Origin of the sequence: Krasilnikovia sp. M28-CT-15 (assembly GCF_047159595.1) — a bacterium.
Lineage (GTDB): Bacteria > Actinomycetota > Actinomycetes > Mycobacteriales > Micromonosporaceae > Actinoplanes.
In genome coordinates, this window is sequence record NZ_BAAGAK010000001.1 from 361,877 (window position 1) to 382,489 (window position 20,613).

The 20,613-nt window shown below is 70.0% G+C and carries 20 protein-coding genes and 1 tRNA gene; 13 read left to right on the top strand and 8 right to left on the bottom strand.

Annotation, left to right across the window (positions count from 1 at the left end; genetic code table 11):
• The first annotated feature begins 164 nt into the window (after positions 1 to 164).
• Positions 165 to 1,829: a peptide deformylase gene (locus tag ACMCNO_RS01735; protein ID WP_412753582.1), complete on the top strand. Its 1,665-nt coding sequence runs from the start codon at positions 165 to 167 to the stop codon at positions 1,827 to 1,829.
• A 3-nt stretch (positions 1,830 to 1,832) separates the two neighbouring features.
• Here ACMCNO_RS01735 and ACMCNO_RS01740 read toward each other — a convergent pair whose 3' ends face one another.
• Entirely contained in the window at positions 1,833 to 2,948 is a 1,116-nt protein-coding gene (locus ACMCNO_RS01740) for a globin domain-containing protein (RefSeq protein ID WP_412747675.1), read from the bottom strand.
• A 141-nt stretch (positions 2,949 to 3,089) separates the two neighbouring features.
• On the opposite strand from ACMCNO_RS01740, the gene ACMCNO_RS01745 reads away from it, so the two are divergent.
• Positions 3,090 to 3,845 (top strand): CPBP family intramembrane glutamic endopeptidase, encoded by a 756-nt coding sequence (locus ACMCNO_RS01745; protein WP_412747676.1) that lies wholly within the window; start codon positions 3,090 to 3,092, stop codon positions 3,843 to 3,845.
• A gap of 52 nt (positions 3,846 to 3,897) precedes the next feature.
• On the opposite strand, the gene ACMCNO_RS01750 is transcribed toward ACMCNO_RS01745, so the two are convergent.
• A complete protein-coding gene (locus ACMCNO_RS01750) occupies positions 3,898 to 5,433 on the bottom strand; it encodes a hypothetical protein (RefSeq protein ID WP_412747677.1) in 1,536 nt (511 codons plus the stop codon).
• Positions 5,434 to 5,586: 153 nt separating this feature from the next.
• Here ACMCNO_RS01750 and ACMCNO_RS01755 point away from each other — a divergent pair.
• A tRNA-Ser gene (locus ACMCNO_RS01755) sits at positions 5,587 to 5,677 on the top strand.
• Between the two features lie 360 nt (positions 5,678 to 6,037).
• Here ACMCNO_RS01755 and ACMCNO_RS01760 read toward each other — a convergent pair.
• A complete protein-coding gene (locus ACMCNO_RS01760; protein WP_412747678.1) occupies positions 6,038 to 6,994 on the bottom strand; it encodes a SigB/SigF/SigG family RNA polymerase sigma factor in 957 nt (318 codons plus the stop codon).
• A gap of 445 nt (positions 6,995 to 7,439) precedes the next feature.
• On the opposite strand from ACMCNO_RS01760, the gene ACMCNO_RS01765 reads away from it, so the two are divergent.
• Both ACMCNO_RS01765 and ACMCNO_RS01770 read left to right on the top strand, forming a co-directional pair.
• Complete coding sequence (locus ACMCNO_RS01765) at positions 7,440 to 8,171, top strand: GAF and ANTAR domain-containing protein (protein ID WP_412747679.1); 732 nt, start codon at positions 7,440 to 7,442, stop codon at positions 8,169 to 8,171.
• Positions 8,172 to 8,211: 40 nt separating this feature from the next.
• Entirely contained in the window at positions 8,212 to 8,943 is a 732-nt protein-coding gene (locus ACMCNO_RS01770) for an ANTAR domain-containing protein (protein ID WP_412747680.1), read from the top strand.
• 174 nt (positions 8,944 to 9,117) lie between these two features.
• On the opposite strand, the gene ACMCNO_RS01775 is transcribed toward ACMCNO_RS01770, so the two are convergent.
• Positions 9,118 to 9,813, bottom strand: coding sequence for a TetR/AcrR family transcriptional regulator C-terminal domain-containing protein (locus ACMCNO_RS01775; RefSeq protein WP_412747681.1), 696 nt, complete (start codon positions 9,811 to 9,813; stop codon positions 9,118 to 9,120).
• A 153-nt stretch (positions 9,814 to 9,966) separates the two neighbouring features.
• On the opposite strand from ACMCNO_RS01775, the gene ACMCNO_RS01780 reads away from it, so the two are divergent.
• The 4 genes from ACMCNO_RS01780 to ACMCNO_RS01795 all read left to right on the top strand — a co-directional run bounded on the left by ACMCNO_RS01780 (position 9,967) and on the right by ACMCNO_RS01795 (position 11,880).
• Positions 9,967 to 10,419 (top strand): hypothetical protein, encoded by a 453-nt coding sequence (locus ACMCNO_RS01780; RefSeq protein WP_412747682.1) that lies wholly within the window; start codon positions 9,967 to 9,969, stop codon positions 10,417 to 10,419.
• 68 nt (positions 10,420 to 10,487) lie between these two features.
• Complete coding sequence (locus ACMCNO_RS01785) at positions 10,488 to 10,646, top strand: hypothetical protein (RefSeq protein WP_412747683.1); 159 nt, start codon at positions 10,488 to 10,490, stop codon at positions 10,644 to 10,646.
• A 102-nt stretch (positions 10,647 to 10,748) separates the two neighbouring features.
• Entirely contained in the window at positions 10,749 to 10,994 is a 246-nt protein-coding gene (locus ACMCNO_RS01790) for a hypothetical protein (RefSeq protein ID WP_412747684.1), read from the top strand.
• 322 nt (positions 10,995 to 11,316) lie between these two features.
• Positions 11,317 to 11,880, top strand: coding sequence for a DUF5994 family protein (locus ACMCNO_RS01795; protein ID WP_412747685.1), 564 nt, complete (start codon positions 11,317 to 11,319; stop codon positions 11,878 to 11,880).
• A gap of 253 nt (positions 11,881 to 12,133) precedes the next feature.
• Here ACMCNO_RS01795 and ACMCNO_RS01800 read toward each other — a convergent pair whose 3' ends face one another.
• The gene (locus ACMCNO_RS01800) at positions 12,134 to 13,111 is read right to left on the bottom strand and encodes a magnesium transporter CorA family protein (protein ID WP_412747686.1); all 978 of its coding nucleotides are present in this window, start codon (positions 13,109 to 13,111) and stop codon (positions 12,134 to 12,136) included.
• 505 nt (positions 13,112 to 13,616) lie between these two features.
• On the opposite strand from ACMCNO_RS01800, the gene ACMCNO_RS01805 reads away from it, so the two are divergent.
• Positions 13,617 to 13,859: a hypothetical protein gene (locus ACMCNO_RS01805; RefSeq protein ID WP_412747687.1), complete on the top strand. Its 243-nt coding sequence runs from the start codon at positions 13,617 to 13,619 to the stop codon at positions 13,857 to 13,859.
• A 195-nt stretch (positions 13,860 to 14,054) separates the two neighbouring features.
• Here ACMCNO_RS01805 and ACMCNO_RS01810 read toward each other — a convergent pair whose 3' ends face one another.
• From ACMCNO_RS01810 to ACMCNO_RS01820, 3 genes are all read right to left on the bottom strand, one after another.
• Positions 14,055 to 14,423, bottom strand: a complete 369-nt coding sequence (locus ACMCNO_RS01810) for an STAS domain-containing protein (RefSeq protein WP_412747688.1) — start codon at positions 14,421 to 14,423, stop codon at positions 14,055 to 14,057.
• Positions 14,424 to 14,463: 40 nt separating this feature from the next.
• On the bottom strand, positions 14,464 to 15,684 hold the full coding sequence (locus ACMCNO_RS01815; protein WP_412747689.1) for a PP2C family protein-serine/threonine phosphatase: 1,221 nt from the start codon (positions 15,682 to 15,684) through the stop codon (positions 14,464 to 14,466).
• Between the two features lie 135 nt (positions 15,685 to 15,819).
• On the bottom strand, positions 15,820 to 16,554 hold the full coding sequence (locus ACMCNO_RS01820; protein ID WP_412747690.1) for a maleylpyruvate isomerase family mycothiol-dependent enzyme: 735 nt from the start codon (positions 16,552 to 16,554) through the stop codon (positions 15,820 to 15,822).
• A 341-nt stretch (positions 16,555 to 16,895) separates the two neighbouring features.
• On the opposite strand from ACMCNO_RS01820, the gene ACMCNO_RS01825 reads away from it, so the two are divergent.
• From ACMCNO_RS01825 to ACMCNO_RS01835, 3 genes are all read left to right on the top strand, one after another.
• Positions 16,896 to 18,437: a carboxylesterase/lipase family protein gene (locus tag ACMCNO_RS01825; RefSeq protein ID WP_412747691.1), complete on the top strand. Its 1,542-nt coding sequence runs from the start codon at positions 16,896 to 16,898 to the stop codon at positions 18,435 to 18,437.
• Positions 18,438 to 18,744: 307 nt separating this feature from the next.
• Complete coding sequence (locus tag ACMCNO_RS01830; protein ID WP_412747692.1) at positions 18,745 to 19,791, top strand: LuxR C-terminal-related transcriptional regulator; 1,047 nt, start codon at positions 18,745 to 18,747, stop codon at positions 19,789 to 19,791.
• Between the two features lie 150 nt (positions 19,792 to 19,941).
• The gene (locus ACMCNO_RS01835; protein ID WP_412747693.1) at positions 19,942 to 20,607 is read left to right on the top strand and encodes an HdeD family acid-resistance protein; all 666 of its coding nucleotides are present in this window, start codon (positions 19,942 to 19,944) and stop codon (positions 20,605 to 20,607) included.
• The last annotated feature ends 6 nt before the right edge of the window (positions 20,608 to 20,613 follow it).

Genomic DNA, 20,613 nt, shown 5'->3' on the forward strand with positions numbered 1-20,613 from the left:
ACCAGGCCGATCGGCGCCCCTGATCAGACGGCTCGGTGTCCCCGACCAACCGTCCCCGGCGGCCCGCTTCGCACGTCAAGGCTTCTGTCGGCAACGTGCTACTAGCCCCTTACGGACAGCAGCGGCGGTGACACTGAAGCTCTCGTGGCGAAGGGGACACCGTGTTGACCACCTCACCCGTCGAGCGAGCCGCGGACAAGTTCGTCGCGGCGCTGGCCCAATGGCGCAACGAGCGGGGCATGACCAAGAAGCAGCTCGCCGCGCGCATGGGGTTCGATCCCTCGTACGTCAGCCATGTCGAGAGCCGCCGGCACAAGCCCACGGAGGACTTCGCCCGGCGAGCCGAGGCGGTCCTCGCCGCCGGGGGCGCGATCTGGCAACGGTTCCGGGAGTACGACGAGCTGCGGCACGCCCGCGGCGCCGCGCTGCACCGCGACCCACCCGTGCCCGTCCAGTGGATGCCGCCCGGCACCGGGCTGATCGTCGAACGGGAGATCGCCGAACTGCGCTACACCAACGGCGCATACCGGTGCCGGATCCGGCGCGACCTCTACAACCCCGGCGGCGAACCGGTCACCCGGTACCTGGTGAAGATCGCCGTCGACCGGTTCCCGCACGACCCCGCCGGCTCCAACCGGCACCACCGCGCGCATCCCCTGACGGTCGAGGAGATGACCCTGGCCGCACACGCCGGCGAGGGCGCCGCGGTGGAACCCATGGACTGGTACGTCAAGCTCGACCGGGACGCCGCCAAGGAGATCTGGCTGCTGTTCGCGAACGAGCACGGGCGGTTCCCCCTCTACCCCGGCGAACGCACCACGATCGAGTACGCGTACACGGTCGGGGAGCAGAAGTGGGGGCAGTGGTTCCAGCGGGCGGTCCGGCTGCCCACCCGAAGCCTCACCGTGCGCCTCGACTTCCCGGTGGAGTTCGACCCGCAGGTGTGGGGGGTGGAAACGTCGCTGGCCGCCGAGGTGCCCGTCCGTACGCCGCTCGGGCGGCACAACGACGGCGACCGGGCGATCTTCGAATGGTCCACGGATGCGCCCCTGCTCAACGCGCGGTACCGGCTGGAGTGGCGGTTCCGCGCTCCCGGCGCCCCGACCGTGGAGGACCCGTCACCGCCCGCGGCGCCAACCCGCTCCCCCGGCGGGGGAGGTGATCCAGCCGTGCCCTCGGGCACGGGGGATGATCCGCCCGCGCCCTCGGGCGCGGGCACCGACCTCGCCGAGCCCGCAGTCCCATCGCCCGGTACGACCAGCGAGCGGTGGGACAAGGAGCGGGCCAGCCAGCGGATGCGCGACATCGGCATCGTGCAGCGCGGCTCCGACCTGCTGCGCCAGCGCGCCCGGCACTTCCAGCTGCCTCGCGAGGAGGCCGCCGCCCGCGACGCGGTGACCGGACTGCTGGCCACGCTCGACCGGCTCGAACGGGCACACGACTTCCGCAAGGGGGTCGGGCTGGCCGCACCACAGGTCGGCCGCGCGGTCGCGGCCGCGGTGATCCGGCCACCCGAGCGCGGCAGCGCGCTGGTCATCCTGCTCAATCCCCGGCTGGTCGGCGAATCGTCGGACACCGACGACCGGTACGAGGGCTGTCTGTCCTTCTTCGACTACCGCGGCCTGGTCCGGCGCCCGTTACGGGTGGAGGTGGAACACGCCCGCTTCGACGGGACCCGGGTGATCACCTCCTTCGAGCAGGCGATGGCGCGGCTGGTCAGCCACGAGATCGACCACCTGGAAGGCCGCCTGTACGTGGACCGGATGCCCGACGACAGCCTGCTGCCGGTGGAGGAGTACCAGCAGACCGGGCGGCCCTGGGCGTACTAGGGCCTAGGTCATCTCGGAGAAGCTGTCGTACTTGATGCGCATCGGCGGGACCTGGAGCTCCGCCAGGGTCTTCAGGGTGGCCTTGACCATGGGGCCGGAGCCGGAGATGAAGAAGTCGTGCTCGTTCCACGGGCCGTACCGGGCCACCACGTCGCAGATGTTGCCCTGCTCCCCGCCGAACGTCGGGTCGTCGCTGCACGCGGTCACCACCGACAGCCACGGATAGCGGGCGGCCAGCCGGTTCAGCTCGGCCAGGTCGTACAGGTCGTCGCGGTCGCGGGCGCCGAAGAACACATGCACCCAGCGGGTCCGGTTGTACCGGGTCAGCTCCTCCAGCAGCGACTTGATCGGGGCCAGTCCCGTGCCGCCCGCCACGAACACCGCGTCCCGGGTGGAACGCCGGTCCAGCGTCATCGTGCCCATGGGCGCGGCCAGCCGTACCATGTCGCCCACCTGCAGGCGGCGCACCAGGGCGCTGGAAACCCAGCCCGCGCCCACCGCGCGGGCGTGAAACTCCAGCGTGTTGTCGCGCCGCGGCGCGTTCGCCGGTGAATACGTGCGCCACAGCCGCGGCTGGTATCGCGGGCATTCCATGCTCAGGTACTGCCCCGCGCGGAACTCCAGCGGCTGCAACGGCAGCACGGTGAAGACCGCGATGTCGCTGGACCGGCGCTCGTGCGCGACCACCTCCGCATGCCAGTACGGGGGGTTGGTGTCCGCCTGCGCCCCCGCCAGCATCTTCGCGGCGATGACCGCGTACGCGTCGGCCCACGCCTGCTCGTACTCGATGGCCCACTGGTCGCCCGCGAAATGCCGCAACGCCTCGATCAACGCTCCACCCACCACCTCGTAGTGCGCCGGTTCCACATGGAACTTCCGGTGATCGCGGCCCAGCCCGCGCAGGTACTGGTCGAACCGCTCGGGATCCTCGAGGGTCTGCACGGCCGTGACGATCGCGCCGAGCAGACGGGCGCGTTGCACGTCCATGTGCACCGGGAACAGGTCACGCACGTTGGGGTGGGCCAGGAAGATGCGTGCGTAGAAGTAGCCGGCGACCTTGTCCCGGTGTTCCTCGACCAGGCTCCAGCTCTCCTTGAGCAAGCGTGCGAGGTCTCCCATGCCTTCAGGGTGGAATACCAGAGTCGGGTACCCGACGTACCCAAAGTGCGACGCCGCGGGTTCATCGGCGCGTCGCTTACCCCTTTTCCAGCTGTTTGTGCTTAGCGATTGAACGGATCATGCGCCCCATAGAGTGATCCGGTGACCTCCGAATCACGGCCCGCCAGCCGCACCCGGCTCGGCCAGGAAGTGGCGATCGTCCTGCTGTTGTCGCTGGGCCAGTCCGCGGTCTACTCCGTGGTGTCCATCGTCGCGAAGCTCACGGCGGGCAAGCCGCTGTCGCAGCAGGCCGCCACGCTGAACGCGTCCCAGTCGCCGCGGCCGTACCTGGACCTGACGTACCAGCTGTTGGAGATCTTCTTCGCGCTGGTGCCCGTACTGTTGGTCCTCTATCTGGTGAACCGCCCGACCGAGACGCTCGGCCTCACCCTCAACCGCCCCCGGTTCGACGTCGGCTGGGGCTTCGGGCTGGCCGCGGCCATCGGCATCCCCGGCCTGCTGCTGGTGTACGTCGCCGCGCAGCTCGGCGTCAACGCGCAGATCGTGCCCGCCGCGCTGCAACCGGTCTGGTGGGCGACGCCCGTGCTCATCCTGGCCGCGATCAAGAACGCGGTGCTGGAGGAGGTCATCGTCGTCGGCTACCTGGTGACCCGGCTGCGGGAGCTCGGCTGGCAGCTCCCGCTCGTGGTGGCGGCGTCCGCGGTGCTGCGCGGTTCCTACCACCTGTACCAGGGGTTCGGCGCGTTCGTCGGCAACGCGGTCATGGGGGTCGTCTTCGCGCTGTTCTTCGTGCGGGCCAAGCGGGTGATGCCGTTGATCGTGGCGCACAGCATCCTGGACATCGCGGCCTTCGTCGGCTACTCCCTGCTGCCTCCGTCCTGGCTCCACTGGCTCTGAGCCGACGGCGTGCGGGCCACGGCGGGGCTGCCCACGAGAAGCCGGCCGCGACTCAGCGCCCGGCGGCGCCGCGATAGAACAGTGTCGCCTTGGACGCCATGTTCCGCGCCGACGACCGGCCCGTCAGCGCCGCGGCCAGCAGGCTGGTGCCCGGGAAATACCGGTTCGCGGTGCGCAGCAGCGCCCACGCGCCCGCCTGCAGCCCCGCCATCCGGCCAGCCCGCGACAAGCCACGCGGGCGGTCGCTGTCCGCGCCGCGCTCATGCGCGGGTCGCCGCGCCGCGACCAGCGCCAGCTCGGCCGCGTCCCGGGTCGTATGCACCTGGGTCAGCACGAGCAGGTCGGCCGCCCGCGCCGGATCGGTCGGATTCAGGCCGTACGCGGCGGCGATGTGCAAGGTCAGCTCGGCGTGCGCCAGCGCGTTGGCGGCCAGCAGGGCGACCGGCGTACGCGACCCGGCAACCGCCCCGAAGACACTGGTCGCGCTGCCCAGCCGGGTGAACTGCGCCGCCGCCAGACGGGCCATCGCATCCGGCCCCGCGGTCGGATAGGCCGCACGCATCCGCTGCGCCCAGTCCCAGGCGCGCGGGCCGATGGCCTGCACGGCGGCAACCGCCAGCAGCTCGGGTGCGTACCCGGGGTCGGCGAGGATCTTGGCCCACGCCTCGATGGTCGTCTGTCCCGGCGCGGTCCGGACGCCCGCGGGCTGGGTGTCCGCGGGCTGGGTGTCCGGGGGCTGGGTGTCCGGCGCGGGCGATTCGGCGCGCGGCTGCCCCGCAGCGGCGGCGGTCTGCGGTGCGGGTGCCGCGGCTCGTGCCGCCACCGGAGCGGCCGGTGCCGGCGGCGGCGCGGTGGGTGCCGTAGGCGGCGCGGTGGGCGTCGTCGGGGGAGCAGCGGGTGTCGTCGGCGGAGCAGCGGGTGTCTTTGCTGCGGGCGGTGCCGTGGGTGGTGCGGCGGGCGCCTCTTGGTTGGGTGTCGACCGTGTGGCGGTGGGCGGTGGTGTTCGCGGGGCGGTCGTGGACTTGCGAGCTGTGGGCTTCTTCGCGGTGGTTGCCTTCTTGGCGGTCCGGGTGCCCGGCGCCGCGGCATCCGAGTGGGGCTTCGCCGACGTGCCCGCGACCTTCTTGGCTGGACGGGCCTTTCTGGCCGGTCGGGCGGCCGGCTCGGGCTTCTGGGCCGGGTCGGGCTTCTGGGCCGGGTCGGGCTTCTGGGCCGGGTCGGGCTTCTGGGCCGGGTCGGGCTTCTGGGCCGGGTCGGGCTTCTGGGCCGGGTCGCTGGTTACACCGTCCTGAGCGCTGCGGTCTCGGGGGCTGCTCCCTGTGGGGCCGCCGGGTGCGGTGGCGCCGGGCGCGGCGGTGGGCGTACCCGGGGAAGCGGAGCGCCGGGCTGCCCGCCCCCGCTCGGAGCCGGCCCGCGACGGCGGCCGGGTGTCCGGCTCCCCGGACGGTGGCTGGAACGTCACCGGAGGGGCGGGCTTTGCGGCGCGCTCAGCCGACTGGTCCGGCGGCGCGTTCTCGTCCGGGGTGCTGAACGCGGCCCGGGGGCTACGCGCGCGCGACGGGCGCTGCGTGGGCTGGTTCTCCTCCATGCCGTCGCAGCCTAGCCCTGGCGCAGCGGTTTCTCCCGGTGAAAATCCCGTGGTCCGTCGATTCGTGATCGGCGTGGCCAAATGGCAGCCTCTTTGCCGGGCGCCGAGGCGGTCCGGTATCCTCGACGATCGGTGGCCTCGTGGGCCGCCGGGGGAGACTTCGCCTAGTCTGGTCTATGGCGCCGCACTGCTAATGCGGTTGGGGTCTTAAAGCCCCTCCCGGGTTCGAATCCCGGAGTCTCCGCACTTCCCCCATGCAACGAGGGCACGACGGTGCGCCCGGTGGCCGGGGCGATCCACCAGCTTGCATCCGTGTCGGAGTGCCCGCTCGTCACGCTGGGGCTAGTTCCAGGCCGCGACTCCTACGCTGCGTAATGCGCCGGTGCGCGATCGAGCACGCGCCCCGCTCGCAGAGTCGGATGTCGCCGCCCCGCTGCGGAGTGCGCAGGGCTCGGGAGCCCGAGTGCAAGGTTGCTGCGATGACGCGCGGACACGGTCGCGATGGTGCCCCGGGCAGATCCCCTGCCCGGGGCGCCACCTACCCCCCGACCGTCAGCAACGACTCGATGGAGCCCGGACCGACATGCCGGTCACTGGACACTGTTCAACGACCGTCCGAAGGACCCGCACCAACGACTTGGCAGGTGAGTCCCGTCCGGCCGGCGCCGTGTACGACGTCGGCGTCGTCGGCCTGTATGGCGTGGCGCAGCCTGCTCAGCGACCGGGTCAGCAGTCGTGAGACATGCATCTGCGAAACCCCGATCTGTGCGGCGATCTGCGCCTGGGTCATGTCGCCGACGAACCGTAAGCCGATGACGTGCCGCTCCCGGGCCGGCAGCAGGGCGAGCGCCCACCGCAACGTCTCGCGCCGATCCACCGCATCGAGGCCATATTCAGTGCCGTACAGCGTGTCGATCAGCCGCAGGTCCTCGGCGCCGGTGACCGGCTGTTCGAGGGACCGCGGCCGGTAGGCGGTGCCGCATCGCTGGGCTTCCACGACGTCATCGCGGCTGACACCCAACCGGGCCGCCAACTCCTGCGTGGTGGGCGAACGGTGCAGGACCTGAGCCAGGTCCCCGGCGGCTGCGGCGAGTCGCGGGCGGAGTTCCTGCAGGCGACGCGGTACCCGCACGGTCCATCCAGCGTCGCGGAAGTGCCGCTTGATCTCCCCGACGATCGTGGGGATCGCGTAACTGGCGAACGGCACGCCGCGCGCGGGGTCGTACCGGTCGACGGCCTTGATCAACCCGATCGCGGCGACCTGTGTGAGGTCCGCCAACGGTTCGCCCCGGCCACCGAAGCGGCGGGCCAGATACACCGACATCGGCAGATACCAGTCGATCACCTGGGCCCGCGCGGCCGCCCTCCCCGCATCGCCGGCTGCCAACCCGTGCAACCCGGCCAGCAATGCGTCGGGGCGCGCCCGGCTTGCGCCAAGCAGGTGAGTGTCCGGGGTGGACGTGGTCGCCCCGGCATGTGGACGCGGTTGCCGCCGGCCCGGCTCATCCGTTGATGATGGGGCGGCCTGCTCGCGCCGTGCCGCGGAGGTGGCCGCGGTCATGGTGACACCGAATTTCGGCGACGCAGGCAGGCGACGATCAACGAAGGCGCGGTCGCGGTCATGATTGACCCCTCAGGTGGCCGTGAGTCCGTAACGCTTACAGGACTGCGCCACCGGGGACTGGAGTGACACGATCACACTACGCCCTGCCATCCCGCATCACATCCGATTCGCTGTCATCGATTGACTCGGTTTCCTCCGGGCCTGCGTGCCAGCCACCGCTCGTCGCACGCCACGCTGTCGTCAGGCCCGTTCCGGGTAGCTGGGGTATGGTCGATCTGAGATGGCGGGCGCGTGGCCCGCGGCTGCTCCGGACCATGGCAGTGCCGGTCTCCGAACTCGTTTCGGCCGGTCTCCGAACTTGTTTCGGAAGGTGCGACATGAACCGGACGATGTGTAGCTGTCCCGTTCACCCACGGCACCGCCGGGTGGTTGTGGGACCTCGGTGAGCGACACCGGCTACCCCCTCGCCGGGGCGAGGGATCACGCGGCGGGTCAGTCGGCGGTGCAAACCCCGGACGGTGTCGTGGGGGCGTTGCAGCAGCTCTGCAACGCGGCGGCGGGGGTGTTGTCCGCCTCGGGGACGGCGGTGAGTGTGATGGCCGAGGACGGTGCCCGAGGTGTCGCGGCTGCCTCCGATTCGGCCAGCGAACTGATCGATGAACTCCAGTTCGTCCTCGGTGAAGGGCCGTGCATCGACGCGTTCGCGACGCGCCGCCCGGTCCTTGTGCCAGATCTCGCTGACGGGGCGGCGAACCGGTGGCCGGCGTACACGCCGGCGGCGCACGATGAAGGGGTGCGCGCGGTCTTCGCGTTCCCGTTGCAGGTCGGCGCGGCCCGGCTCGGGGTGCTCGACGTGTTCCGCGCCCGTGCGGGCCCGCTGACCGGGGCGGAGCTGCGCCAGGCGTTGACCTTCTCCGAGCTGGCGGTCAGGACCCTGCTAGACGGGCAGGACGTTGCCATCTCGGGTGCGGCGGCCGACGGACTCGACGAGGCGATCGAGCACAGCCCCGAATTGTTCCAGGCCCAGGGCATGGTCATGGTCCAACTCGGCGTCTCCCTTGCCGAGGCACTGGTCCGCATCCGGGCCCACACCTATGCGGAGAACCGCCGCCTCAACGACGTGGCCCGCGACATCGTCGCCCGCCGGCTCCGCTTCCACCCCGACCAATCGTGAGCCACCCGCCACTCCTATGTCAGCAAGGCCAGGAGCACACATGACCATCATCTCCGCGCAGCGGCTCGCGAAGGTCTTCGTCGAGGTCGCCGACACCCTCGTCGACGAGTTCGACCTGATCGACTTTCTGCACATGCTCACCGACCGCACCGCGAACCTCGTCGGCGCGTCGACCGTCGGTCTGTTGCTGGCCGACCAGCACGGCCAGCTGCAGTTCATGGCAGCCTCCGACGAGAACACCAAGCTCCTCGAACTGTTCCAGGTCCAGAACCACGAAGGCCCCTGTCTGGACGCCTACACCACCGCCCGACCGGTGATCAACGCGGACCTGCGCCAGGCCGAAGCCCGCTGGCCGCGCTTCGCCCCCCGCGCAGCAGCGGCCGGGTTCCGCGCGGTGCATGCCTTCCCGCTCAGCGTCCGCAAGGAAGTGATCGGCGCGTTGAACGTCTTCGGCACCGAGGTGGGCGGCGGCTTCGACGACGGCGACGTACAGATCATCCAAGCGCTCGCCGATGTAGCCGCGATCGGACTGCTACAGGAACGGGCCATCAGCCGCGGCGAAGTCCTCACCGAGCAGCTCCAAGGTGCGCTGAACAGCCGGATCGTCATCGAACAGGCCAAAGGTGCGATCGCGCAAGCCCGCGGAATCAGCGTCGACGAGGCGTTCACGATCATCCGCGGCTACGCCCGGCGCAACAACCGACGCCTCGGCGACATCGCCCACACCATCGTCACCGACCCGGCCACCCGGGCCAACATCACCGACACCTGAGCCCGCGACGCCTCGATCCGACAACGCACGAACCTCGCGGCCAGTAAGGAGGCACCCGACGCAGTTCCTTGAGGTGCGGAACGCAGAGCCTTCGCCATCACCTTCAGCGACCGGTTCCCGGCCGCTGAAACCTCCTGAAGCCGCTGGAGACACCGTTAGCGAGATAGTCCCGGTTCATGGCCGGGATCCGGTGATGGTGGTGGCGAGTCCGGTGAGCAGGATGTCCAGTCCGCGGTCGAGTTCGGCGGCGCCGTCGTAGTCGGCGAGTACGGGGGCGAGGCTGCGGAGCAGGGGGAAGTCGTTGATCGGGAGCCGGTGCAGGCCGAGCCGTAGCAGGTCTGTGGTCTCGTCCGGGTTTTCGACGAGTTCTTGCAGTTCGTTGAGGACGTGCCCGTGCAGGAACCCGAACAGGGCCCGGTAGATGTGCAGGGCGTCGGGGCCGCTGACCCCGGCGTGGGTGAGCAGGGCGAGTACGTCTTCGAGGGCGCGTAGGGTGCCTGGCGGGCGCATCCCGAGTGGGGTGGCCAGGGGTCGGGTGACCAGCAGTGGCACCACGTTCGGGTGGGTCAGCGCCAGCCGGCGGTAGTTGTGGGCGACGACGCGTAGTTGCGCCTGCCAGTCGGGGGCGGTGCGGTCGACTTCGAGTTGGGCGAGCACGGTTTCGGCGACGCCGTCCAGCAGGGCCGCCTTGTTCGGTGCGTGCCGGTAGAGGATCATCGGGTCTCGGTCCAGGGCGCGTGCGAGGCGGCGCATCGACAGTCCGTCGACGCCGTCCTGGTCGATGATCTCCAGCGCGGCGGCCAGGACCGCTTCGCGGGTGAGCTTGATGCGGCCATTGGTGTCCCGGGTGTCATCCGGCGATGCGGTCATGGCGGACGGCGCCTCACCCTCATGTTGTTCGTGACCAGCGGCATGTTGTTCGAGACCGCGGCCATCATAGTCCAACGGATGTAGACCTACGGTGTTGACATCAGCCTACCTGCGGCGTTGACTGTAGGTCTACAACGTAGTTGGGAGAGTGCCATGATCGTCATTCTTGGGCTCCTGCTCCTGGCCGCCGCGGCGATCATCGGCGTGGCGGGTGTCCTCGGTAACGCCGGCGAGGCCCACGCCCTCAGCGACGGGTTCTCCGTGTTCGGCTACCCCGTGACCGGTTCGACCGGCGAGCTGTTCCTCTACGGCATCGTGGTCGGAGCGGTCGCCGCGTTCGGGTTGAGCATGCTGTTGGCCGGCGCGCGTCGTACCTCCCGCCGTGGCAGCGTGGCGCGCAGCGGGCTCAAGCAGTCCCGCCGTGAGACCGCCGCCGCCAACGCGGCCCGCGACGATCTCATCAAGCAGCGCGAGACCGCCGCCGCCAACGCGGCCCGCGACGATCTCATCAAGCAGCGCGAGACCGCCGCCGCCAAGGCTGCTCGCGACGATCTCATCAAGCAGCGCGAGACCGCCCGGGAGCTGCCCGCCGAACACGCCCAGTGATGACCCGCCGCCGGCCCGCCGTCGCAACTGCCCCATGAGAAGACCCACAGGTCAAGAGGGGATAGACAATGCTCGTTCTACTGATCGTGCTACTCGCGCTCTGGCTCATCCTGACGGTGGTCGGATTCGCGATCAACGGCCTGGTCTGGCTGGCCATCATCGGGATCATCCTGTTCGTCGGCACCGCAGCCATCGGGGCCGCCCGGCGCAACGCCCTACACCGCTAGCCCGGCGAGAAGTACCTCGGGCCAGAGGCCCGCCCTTCACCACGTGGCGGCCTTCAGCGCCGTCGTCCAAACTCCACACCCGCCCAGTCTCAAGGAGCAGTCATGACCACCGTCCGACCGACCAAACCCGACACCGGCCAACCGGCCCACACCGCGCCGATGACCCCGTACGCCATCGCCGTCGCCCTGTTCGCCGCCTTCGTCGTCGGCGGCATCCTGGCCAAAGCCGCACCGCTGTGGACCGTCGCCGTCGCAGGCCTCGCCATCGGAGCAGCCACCTTCTTCGTCATGATCCGCTACCCGCATCTCGGCGACCGCGCAGCCCGGCAACCGACTATCCGGCACTGACAAGCCCGGAGGCCGCGTGGTCGACACCGAGGTGATGCAGGGCAACGTCCTGGGAATGAGCGGCAGCCTGCCGCTCGCCCCGGCGACTGGCGACCGCCGCCCGCCACCGCCACGATCCTGATCAAGGTGGTCGGCACGGTCCGGATCACCCGGCTACGCCGCCTGTCCAACCAACACCGCCAACTAGACCAACACCGCCAGACCGACACCCGGGCTCGGCACCCCGAGGTTCGGCACCCTTTGGACCACCCACACCCCCCACCAAGCCCGCAACCGGTCTCAATTCGGGGTTTACATCGGCGGCGGGTGAAAGGAGTCGACCATGAAATCCGCGACTGCCGATGCACGCATGACCTTCGTCTCGGTGACGCCACCGTCGGTCCCGCGGCTGCGCCTGGAACCCACCGGCTCCCGACGCACCCTGCTCGACGGCGCCTGGTGGCCACGCAGCACCGACCCCGTCGCCGAACTACCCGGCCTGGTCCTGGCCATCGACAAGATCCGCGGCCCGGTCACCCGACTCGTACTGGCAGCCGGAGGCTGGGACAGCCACCCCCGCCGCCTCCGCGTGCATGGCCGGGTGCTGCGACTGGGCTACTTCACCAGCCAACCGCTCAGCCTGCTGACCGCGATCTGCGACCGCGACGAACGCGTCGACCTGCTCGTCGTCGCACCCAACACCGACAGCGGCACCGCCGACGCGGCGATGATCCTGGCCGCCACCACCACCAACCTCGTCCACGCCCAAGACATCCTTCTCACGGTCAGTACACCAGCGGCCCGAGCAGCGGTCAGCAACGCACCTGAAGACGCGTGGGAAACCGACGGCGGCCATCTGGATCCCGTCCCAGAGCCGGCACCGCACAAGGTGCCAGAGCCGGCCTGATCCGGCCGAACCGGCGCCGCAGCGGTGCCTGATCTGTGGCAGGCGGTTGCCGGTTAGCGCGCGGGCGTCCGGGTGTCACCCCTCGGTGGCCTGCAGCCCGAACGACTTTGGGGTGGGCGTGGATGCCCGGCTTCTTTCTGACTCTGGCTGGCGCCGCGGCGATGGCGGCCATGGGGGTATCGCCACATACCCTGGAGCCCTACGGGCCGGTCGTTGAACAGCGCTGGGGTTCGCTGGCGAGGCTGAGCCTTGCTCAGAGCCAGTCCTTGCGGCGGAAGACGATGTACAGTGCGCCGGCCAGGACGGCGGTGACGGCAGTGGATGCGATGAAGCCGGACATCTGGCCGAAGCCGGGGTAAGGCACGTTCTGCCCGTAGAAGCCGGTGACAGCGGTAGGCACGGCGATGATGGCGGCCCAGCTGGTCACCTTCTTCATGATGAGGTTCATGCGATTGCCCTGGACGGTCAGGTTGGTCTCCAGGACGGTGGTGACCAGGTCGCGCAGCGACTCGGTCCATTCGGTCGCGCGCAGGACGTGGTCGTAGACGTCCTGGTAATACGGCAGCATCGCGTCGTCGATGACATGGGTGGTCGGTCGCATGAGGGTGTTGACCACCTCCCGCATGGGAAGCACCACCCGGCGAAGCAGGACGAGGCTCTTGCGCAGGCGGTAGGTTCGTCGCTGCACGGCGACGATGTTGCTGCGGTTCTCCTCGAAGAGCAGATCCTCAAGGTCCTCAATGGCGCTGTCGAGTTCCTGCACCGTGGCGAAGTGGCCGTCCACGAGATAGTCCAGCAAGCCGTGCAGGAGGAAGGCGACGCCGAACTTCGCGAGGTCGGCGTTGTCGTCCCAGCGGGCCGTGAGCTGGTCGATGTCGAATCGCTCGTCCTTACGGACAGTGATCAACGCGCGGTGGGTGACGAACGCGGCCACCTCACTCGTCATGATCTCCCCAGTGGAGCCGTCGAGACCTACCGCGTAGGCGGACAGGAACAGGTGGCTCTCGTACCGGTCGAGCTTAGGACGCTCATGGGGGAGAAGCGCGTCCTCCACCGCGAGAACGTGCAGGCCGAACTCCTCGCGGACCATTGCGAAGTCGTCCTCGGTCGGTCCGCACAGATCCAGCCACACGACGGTGTCGTCGGCCTCGGCGAGACGCTCGGATATCTGTTCAACGGGGAAGCCCTCGCTGAGGAGGTTCCCGTGGCGGTAGAGCCGGGTGCGCGTCATCCAACCACCGTAAGCACATCCGGGATTCCCTCGACATCGACCGGGTACACGGCGGACCAGAACCCACCGGGCACCGGCCACCCGGAATAGGGCATCTTCCATAGCGGGGACAGGCCCGCTATGGAAGATTGTCGCGATGAACGCCATCACCCTGGCGAGGGCCCAGCGTTGGTCCTCCCCATAGTCGGCCGCGGCTGGGCCCAGATGCAGCCGCTGTCTGAGCCGGACCACACCGGGCGTCGGACAGTTTCGGTGCCAGCGTTCCCGTTCCCGGCCCTGCAGCGCCGTCACTCTCATCGAAATCGTCGTTGGCTGGGGTGGGTCCGGCGGACTGCCCGCACACCGGTAACCGTGACACGTCGCGGGCCAGGCCCAGCGGGGGCGGTGTATCGCTGCGTGGTGATCGTCGTAGGTCGTGGCCGTCATTGGAGACGCGACCCGCTCTCGTGTCCGGTAGTGGGGTCCGGCGGCTCCGGGGAGATTCGGATCGGCACAGGCGGATGATGTGGCTGTCGGACCTCAGTGCTACCACCGGGTCCTGCGCAACGTCTTCTGGATGTCCGCCTACACCTCCCTCCGGACCTGCTCCGCCTCCCGGACCTACTACGACAGGAAGCGCGCCGAAGGCAAACACCACTACCAAGCCCTCATCGCCCTCGCCCGCCGCCGCGTCGACGTCCTTTGGGCCCTCACCCGCGACCACCAGACGTTCGACCCCACAACGTCACAGACGACGACGGCCACCTAACCAGAACGCCGACCGATGCCCTCCCGGCGTCCCCCAGGGCACCCCCTCGTTGATTTCACTGGAAGCAGAGAGCGGGAGCGTGGCCGCTCACCGGACCGCGCTGAGGAGAACGCCGCCGTACGGTTTGGTCGGGCTGCAGGTGGCTTGGATCGGTGCCCGGGCGCGTCGAAGGGGCGGGCCAGGGGTGGCCGTCGATCAGGATGGTTTCGGCGGGCTGGGGTCGGCGGCCGCGTCCTCGACGGTGTTGTACATCGGCAGCAGCCGGTCCAGGTTGGTGGCGTGCAGGCTGGTGCGCAGCAGCGGCGGGCAGGCGGCCAGGCGCAGCCAGCCGTGGTGTACCGCGGTACTCCGGTGCAGGTCGACGAGCAAGGCCAGGCCGCTGGAGTCGCAGAATGCGACGGCCGTCAGGTCCAGCACGAGCCGGTGCCGGCCGTGGTGCAGCGCCACGGCGGCGGCGTCGCGCAGGTGGTCGCGGCTATCCCGGTCGATCTCCCCGACCGCGGCGATGACGGTGACCTCGCCGGCCACATCCCTGGCAGTGACAGAAAGTATCGGCTCATTCATCGCAGAGCCTCTCATTTCGCAGGGCGCCCTTGAAGACGGTTCAGGAATTCAGCGGGTTGGTGCGGTGGGCGGCGTCCGGGGACCATTCGGCCAGCAGCAGCGTGGCATCGTCGGCCGGCGGTCCGTGCTGGTGCTCAATGACCGCGTGCGAGAGCCGACGCACGATCTCCGGGGCGGGCAGCCCGGTCGCGGCGTGCTGCACAGCCAGATCCGCCAGCCGGTCCACACCGAACAGTTCCCCCGTGGCGTCGCGGGCTTCGGTGATCCCGTCGGTGTACATCAGGATCTGATCGCCGGGCTCCAGGCGGTGCTCTGCGGGCTGCATGTGGGGTTCGGTGACGCCCAATGGTGTGCGGCGGCCACCGTCGAGTTCGCCCACCACCCGGCCCGCGCGCAGCAGCAGCGGCGCCGGGTGCCCGGCGTTGAGTACCTGTAGCACACCGGTGTCCATGTCGAGTTCGGCGAGGACCGCGGTGACGAACCGGGCATCGGTGAACTCCTCGCCCAGGGCGGTATCCGCCGTGCGGGCCTGACCTGCCAGGTCCTGGCCGTCGCGGCGGGCGGCGCGGAGCGCGGCGAGCGCGACCGCGGTCGCCAAGCCGGCACGCAGTCCCTTGCCGACGCCGTCGAGGATGCTGAGCCGGGCCAGGTTCGCGTCGATGGCGTAGTCGTAGCCGTCGCCGCCGACGTCGTAGCACGGTTGCAGGATCGCGCTGACCGCGACACGGTCGCAGGCGATCGTCAACGGTTGCAGCAGCTGCCACAGCAGTTCGGAGGCGATCGACATCGGGCGGGTCCGACGCGCCTGCAGGAGGTGGTCCCCGCGCGGAACCGTCGTCGTGATCAGGTGACCGATCAGCCCGGCAAGCAGCCCGCACCGCTGCTGCAACACCGGGCTGGCCGGATCCCGTCCGGCGGGCAGCAGGAAGTCGATCACACCGAGTCGGGTGGTGCCGTCGATCATCGGTACCCACAGCCGCGGATGCTCGAAGTCGCCGGCGGGCAGGCAACGGATCTGCGCGTACGCCCGCCCGGCGACCGAGCTGTCCACCGGCACCGGCGCGAACGGGGGCTGGTCCGGCGGGGTCAGGGCGTGCAGGGCCTGCTGCTCGTGGTCGACGAGGTAGATGGTGGGTGTGATGCCCAGCCCGGTCATGCTGGCGTCCAGCGTCTCGGCGATCTGGTCGGCCTGCCACAGATGCGCGCGCATTAGCACCGTGCTGAGCACCTGCAGCCATGCCGGTTCCTCGGTCATTTCCATCGGCAACCCTTCTCGCGCGGCCCTTGCAACGCTGCCAGCTCGATGGCGAGCCTGTGGCGGGCGCAGGTCCTCATTGTCCGTGCTGCGGCGGCCAACGAGCTCAACGGCTCGGCTGTCATCAGGCTTTCGGACGGATCAGGCGGCGTAGGTGCGAAGGACCCGCAGGGCTGCGGCGGCATGTGGGCCGCTGGTGTGCAGTCCGGAGGCGTCCGGGGCCAGGCGCTGCGCACCGACCCGGCAGAATGCACCGGCCGGACCGGTGATCCTCGACTCGGCATCGGCGGGCCCGAACTGCCACGTCGACCCGGTCACCCCGACCAGGTCGCAGTACACCTCGCGCGGCACCTCACCGGCGAGCGAGAACGCGTACGGCAAAGTGGCGTGCGCCAGCCAGGCGATGTGTCGTAGCCGGTCGGTGTCCGGGAACGGGATGCCGAGCGGGCCGGTGATGTCGAGCCCGTGCGCCCAGTGCTCGGCCAACCGGGTCGTGGCGAGGGTCCGGGGCCGCAACGCCGCGGCGGCCCAGCGCAGCGGCCGGTGCGGATCGGCGTCGCGCAGCGTGGCGACCGACGCCCGGCGGGCCGCTCGCCAGCGCGCGAATACGGCGGCCGGGGCCGCCCGTTCGGCGCGGACCAACCGGTCCATTACCTCGTCGAGGGTCGCGTCGCCGGTCCGGGCCTCGAACTCGACGTCCCGCCCGGCCGCGGTCGCCGTCACCGCCTCCTCGGACTGCGCCAGATGCAGCACCACGTCGGTGACGGTCCAGCCGGGCGCGGCCGAAGCCGCCCCCCATGCACTGCCTGGCAGCGCGGACAGGATGACCTCCAGCCGATCCAGCTCCTCGACCAGGTCGTCCAGGACATCGACCATGGCCGACACCCTACGCCGCCAGCGCCCCGGGAGGGTGACGATATGGATCGTCGGCACCGGCTGCGCCTTCGGTCGCGCCGGCTGCCGGGCCGCGACGAACCGGCTATGTGCGGCGCGGCCGAGGCTGCCCGCCCGTCGTAGAGGCTTCGCGGGCGGCGAGAAGCCGGGCGACCTCAACGGCCAGGGTGTGGGGCGGTAGATGGGTTCGCCGTCGGCCCCAAGGGTGACAAGGTCACCGAGCAACGCTGACGATCCGCGCCGTTAGATCAGCCCGGCCGCCGAAGGGTTCCCAGGTCTTCAATAGGTACTTGGAATCCGCTCTGCCTGCTTGAGTGGACGTTGTGAAAACCTCGGCCGAATCCACGCCATCCGGATCCCGGCCCGAAGTCCGTGCGGCGGCCGGGAGGCTGCGCGGCATCCGGGAGGCGGGCGTGGCGGCCTTCCGTGGCATCCCGTTCGCCGAACCGCCGGTCGGCGCGTTGCGTTTCGCCGCGCCGCGACCGGTGGGTGGCTGGAGCGGGGTGCGGGAGGCACTCTCGTACGGGCCGCCGCCCCCGCAGGGCGGCCATTTCGGCATGGACACGTTGTCGCTGGACGCGGGAGGCGACGACTGGCTGACGGTCAACGTCTGGTCGCCCGAACCCGACCCGGGCGCGGGGCTGCCGGTGATGGTGTGGATCCAGGGCGGCGGCTACGAGATCGGCATGTCCAGCCTCCCCGAGTACGACGGTGGCCGGCTCGCGCGAGACGGTGGCGTCGTCGTGGTGACGTTCAACTACCGCACGGGTATCGAGGGCTTCGCGCAGATCGAGGCGGCTCCCGCCAATCGGGGTCTGCTCGATCAGGTGGCCGCACTCGAGTGGGTGCGCGACAACATCCGCGCCTTCGGCGGCGACCCCGAGCGGGTCACGGTTTTCGGCCAGTCGGCTGGCGGGGGATCGGTCGCCGCTCTGCTGGCGATGGACCGCGCGTCCGGGCTCTTCCGCCGAGCCATCGCGCAGAGTGTGCCGGGCACGTTCTTCTCGCCGGAGCTTGCCGCGGACATCGCTGCCGCCTGCGCTGCCGAGCTGGGGCTGCGGCCCACGGTGGCCGACCTGTCCAGCGTGGACCCGCGTCAGCTGCCCGCCGCCGCCAACGCGGTCGGCGCCAAGATGGACCAGTGGGCGGCACGCTGGGGCCAGCCCGCGCACAGCGCGGTCCTCTTCTCGCCCGTCGTCGACGGCGAGGTCCTGGCCGTCACACCGTGGCAGGCCTTGGGCGAGGGCGCCTGCCGCGACATCGAACTCCTCGTCGGCCACACCCGCGACGAGTATCGCCTCTTCACCGCCATCAACGGTCTGCTCGGCACGGTGAGCGAGGAGCAGGCGGCGAACGCCCTCGCGGTCTTCGCACCCGGCCCGGACGGCGCGTGCCGCTACCGCGACGCCTACCCCGCGGCCGACCCGAACGAGCTGTATGAACTGGTCCATTCCGATTGGCTGTTCCGCATGCCGTCGCTCCACCTCGCCGAGGCCCAGACGGCTGCCAGGGGTCGCGCGCATGTCTACGAGCTGACCTGGTCCGCCCCAGGCATGGGCGGCGCCCTCGGCGCCTGTCATGGCCTCGACGTACCACTCGTCTTCGGCAACCTGGACCGTGGCCAGCCCGCCATGCTGATCGGTGGAACACCCTCGCCGGAGGCAGAGGCCCTGTCCGCCCGGATGCGCGCCGCATGGGCCTGCTTCGCCGCCCACGGCGACCCTGGCTGGCCCGCGTACGACACCGATCAACGCCTCGTTCAGCTCTTCGAGACCCAACCTGCTGTCACCGCATACCCGCAGGAGTCCTCCCGCCTGATCTGGCAGAGCCATACCTTCCCCGTACTGCCGTTGATCAGCCGGTAGCGCCAAGAGGGTGGCCGGTTGGTCTTCTCATACATGCGTTCTAACCTGCTGGGGTGGCTGATCGTGTGGAGCACGGTTCGACCGTCGCTATGGCATGGCCCGCCGGGACGTGTACTTGATTCGGACGGCGACGGGCCGGCAGGTGCTCCGGCCGAGCGGGTGTCCGAGGGCCGGGAGGTGATCCACTACGTCGATCGGGAGTTCGATGCGCGGACGATGCTGGACGCTCCGACTTTTGAGGTTTGCCGCCGCTGTCGGGGGGTAGGCATTCCAGGTGCGCCCGTCCGGTCATGAGGAGGTGCAGGCCGTGAGCGATTCGCTGGCGGTGGCACTGGAGCTGACGGCAGAGATCAATCGGGTGACGCCGGCCAGCGACGACCTGGCAGACGACCTGGATTTCATGTGGGATCTGATGAAGCGGATCGTTCCGTTCGCAGCGGGGTGGATCGGCACGCTCGACGAAGATCAGCGCGGCTACACCACTGTCACATCCGTCGGCCACGATCGGGACAGCCTTGCGTACATGGAATCGGAGGAACTGACCGAGCTGAGGAAGTCGAGCGGCCTGCTGCAGCAACGCCAGCCCATGCGCCTGCGGGACGCGCCGCCGCACACGGTCGAGCTGCCGTGCTGGTCCGGACATTGGTGGCCGGCCGGATTCCGCGAAGGCCTCGCCGTCCCGCTCGTCACCCACGACGGTCGCCACCTGGGCGTGCTCGCACTACACACAGGCACGGTCACCCAGCCGACCGCTGAGGCCCGGGACGTGATCGGCGCGATTGCGCCCGCGATCACCGCCGTCCTGGATCCGATGAACTCGTTGGCCGGGCTGGCGCAGCTGGTTCAGGGCGCCACCGCCGCCGCCGTCGTCGACCGCCGAGGCACCGTCACCCCGCTGCCCGGGATGGCGACCGATCCCCTGCTCACCAGATGCCCGGGCGTCGTGCCCACAGCGGTCGACGGCCTGACCGACCGAGTCCGACACACGGCGTTCCTCTGCCCGGTCCCGGCGGACGACGGCCGGGAGGGCTACGTCCAGGTCACCGGCCTCGCCTGTCCCGCGAGCACACCGGAGAACCTCGTAGTGCTCGTCCTGATCTCGCCCCCGGGGGACCTCTGCACGCTGACGCACCGGGAGCTGGTCGTCCTCGGCCTGGTGATCGAGGGACACGCCAATCGAGACATCGCGGCCCGACTGTTCATCACCGCGCGGACCGCCGCGGCTCACCTCGAACACATCCGGGCGAAGCTGCACGCGCCGACCCGTACCGCCGCTGCGGTACTGGCGACGCGCCGCGGCCTGTACATCCCGTACCGGCTCATCGGGTGTGCGGACCGGACGGCCGTGAGGTGACGATCAGGGCTGGATGGTGATCCGGTTCTCCAACTCGATTTACGCCGGGCGCCCTCGGCATTGGCAACTCTGCCAATCGACGGCGGTCGACCACGGGGGTAGTTCTGAGATGAGACGCCCAGGCGTCGAGCGCCGAGGGAGGACAGTCGCATGCTCGTCTGGCTCTCCGTCCATGACGAGGACCTGCTGAAAAGGCAGTCTGACGACGTCCGGAAGGAATCGACCATGGTGGAGACGCTGTCCCGGTACTGGTGGGCGGTCGTACTGCGCGGCATCGCGGCTATCCTGTTCGGAGCGGTGGCGCTGGTGTGGCCGGGGGCGACGGTGTTCGCGCTGGTGGTGTTGTTCGGGGCATATGCGCTTGTCGACGGCGTATTCACGCTGGCCTCGGCGCTCGGCCGCAACCGCGACGGCGTCCGAACCGGCAGCCGTAGCTGGCTGATCGTGCAAGGCATCGCCGGTGTCCTGATGGGCATCCTGACATTCGTGTGGCCGGATGCCACCGCGCTTGTGCTGCTGTGGCTGATCGCAGCCTGGGCGCTGATCACCGGCGTGCTACAAGTCGCCGCGGCGATACGGTTGCATCGCGAGATGCGGCACGAGTGGCTGCTCGCACTCAGTGGCGTGCTGTCGGTTGCGTTCGGCATCCTGCTCCTAGTCTGGCCGGCCGCCGGGGCGCTGGCCGTCGTGACACTGATCGGTGCGTACGCGGTCGTGTTCGGAATCGCCCTGGCGGTGTTGGGCGTGCGGCTGCACCGGAACCGCCCCGATGCGCGGGCCGCGACCGGTACCCGGAACCGGCCGGCCCCGGCGTGAGGTGAG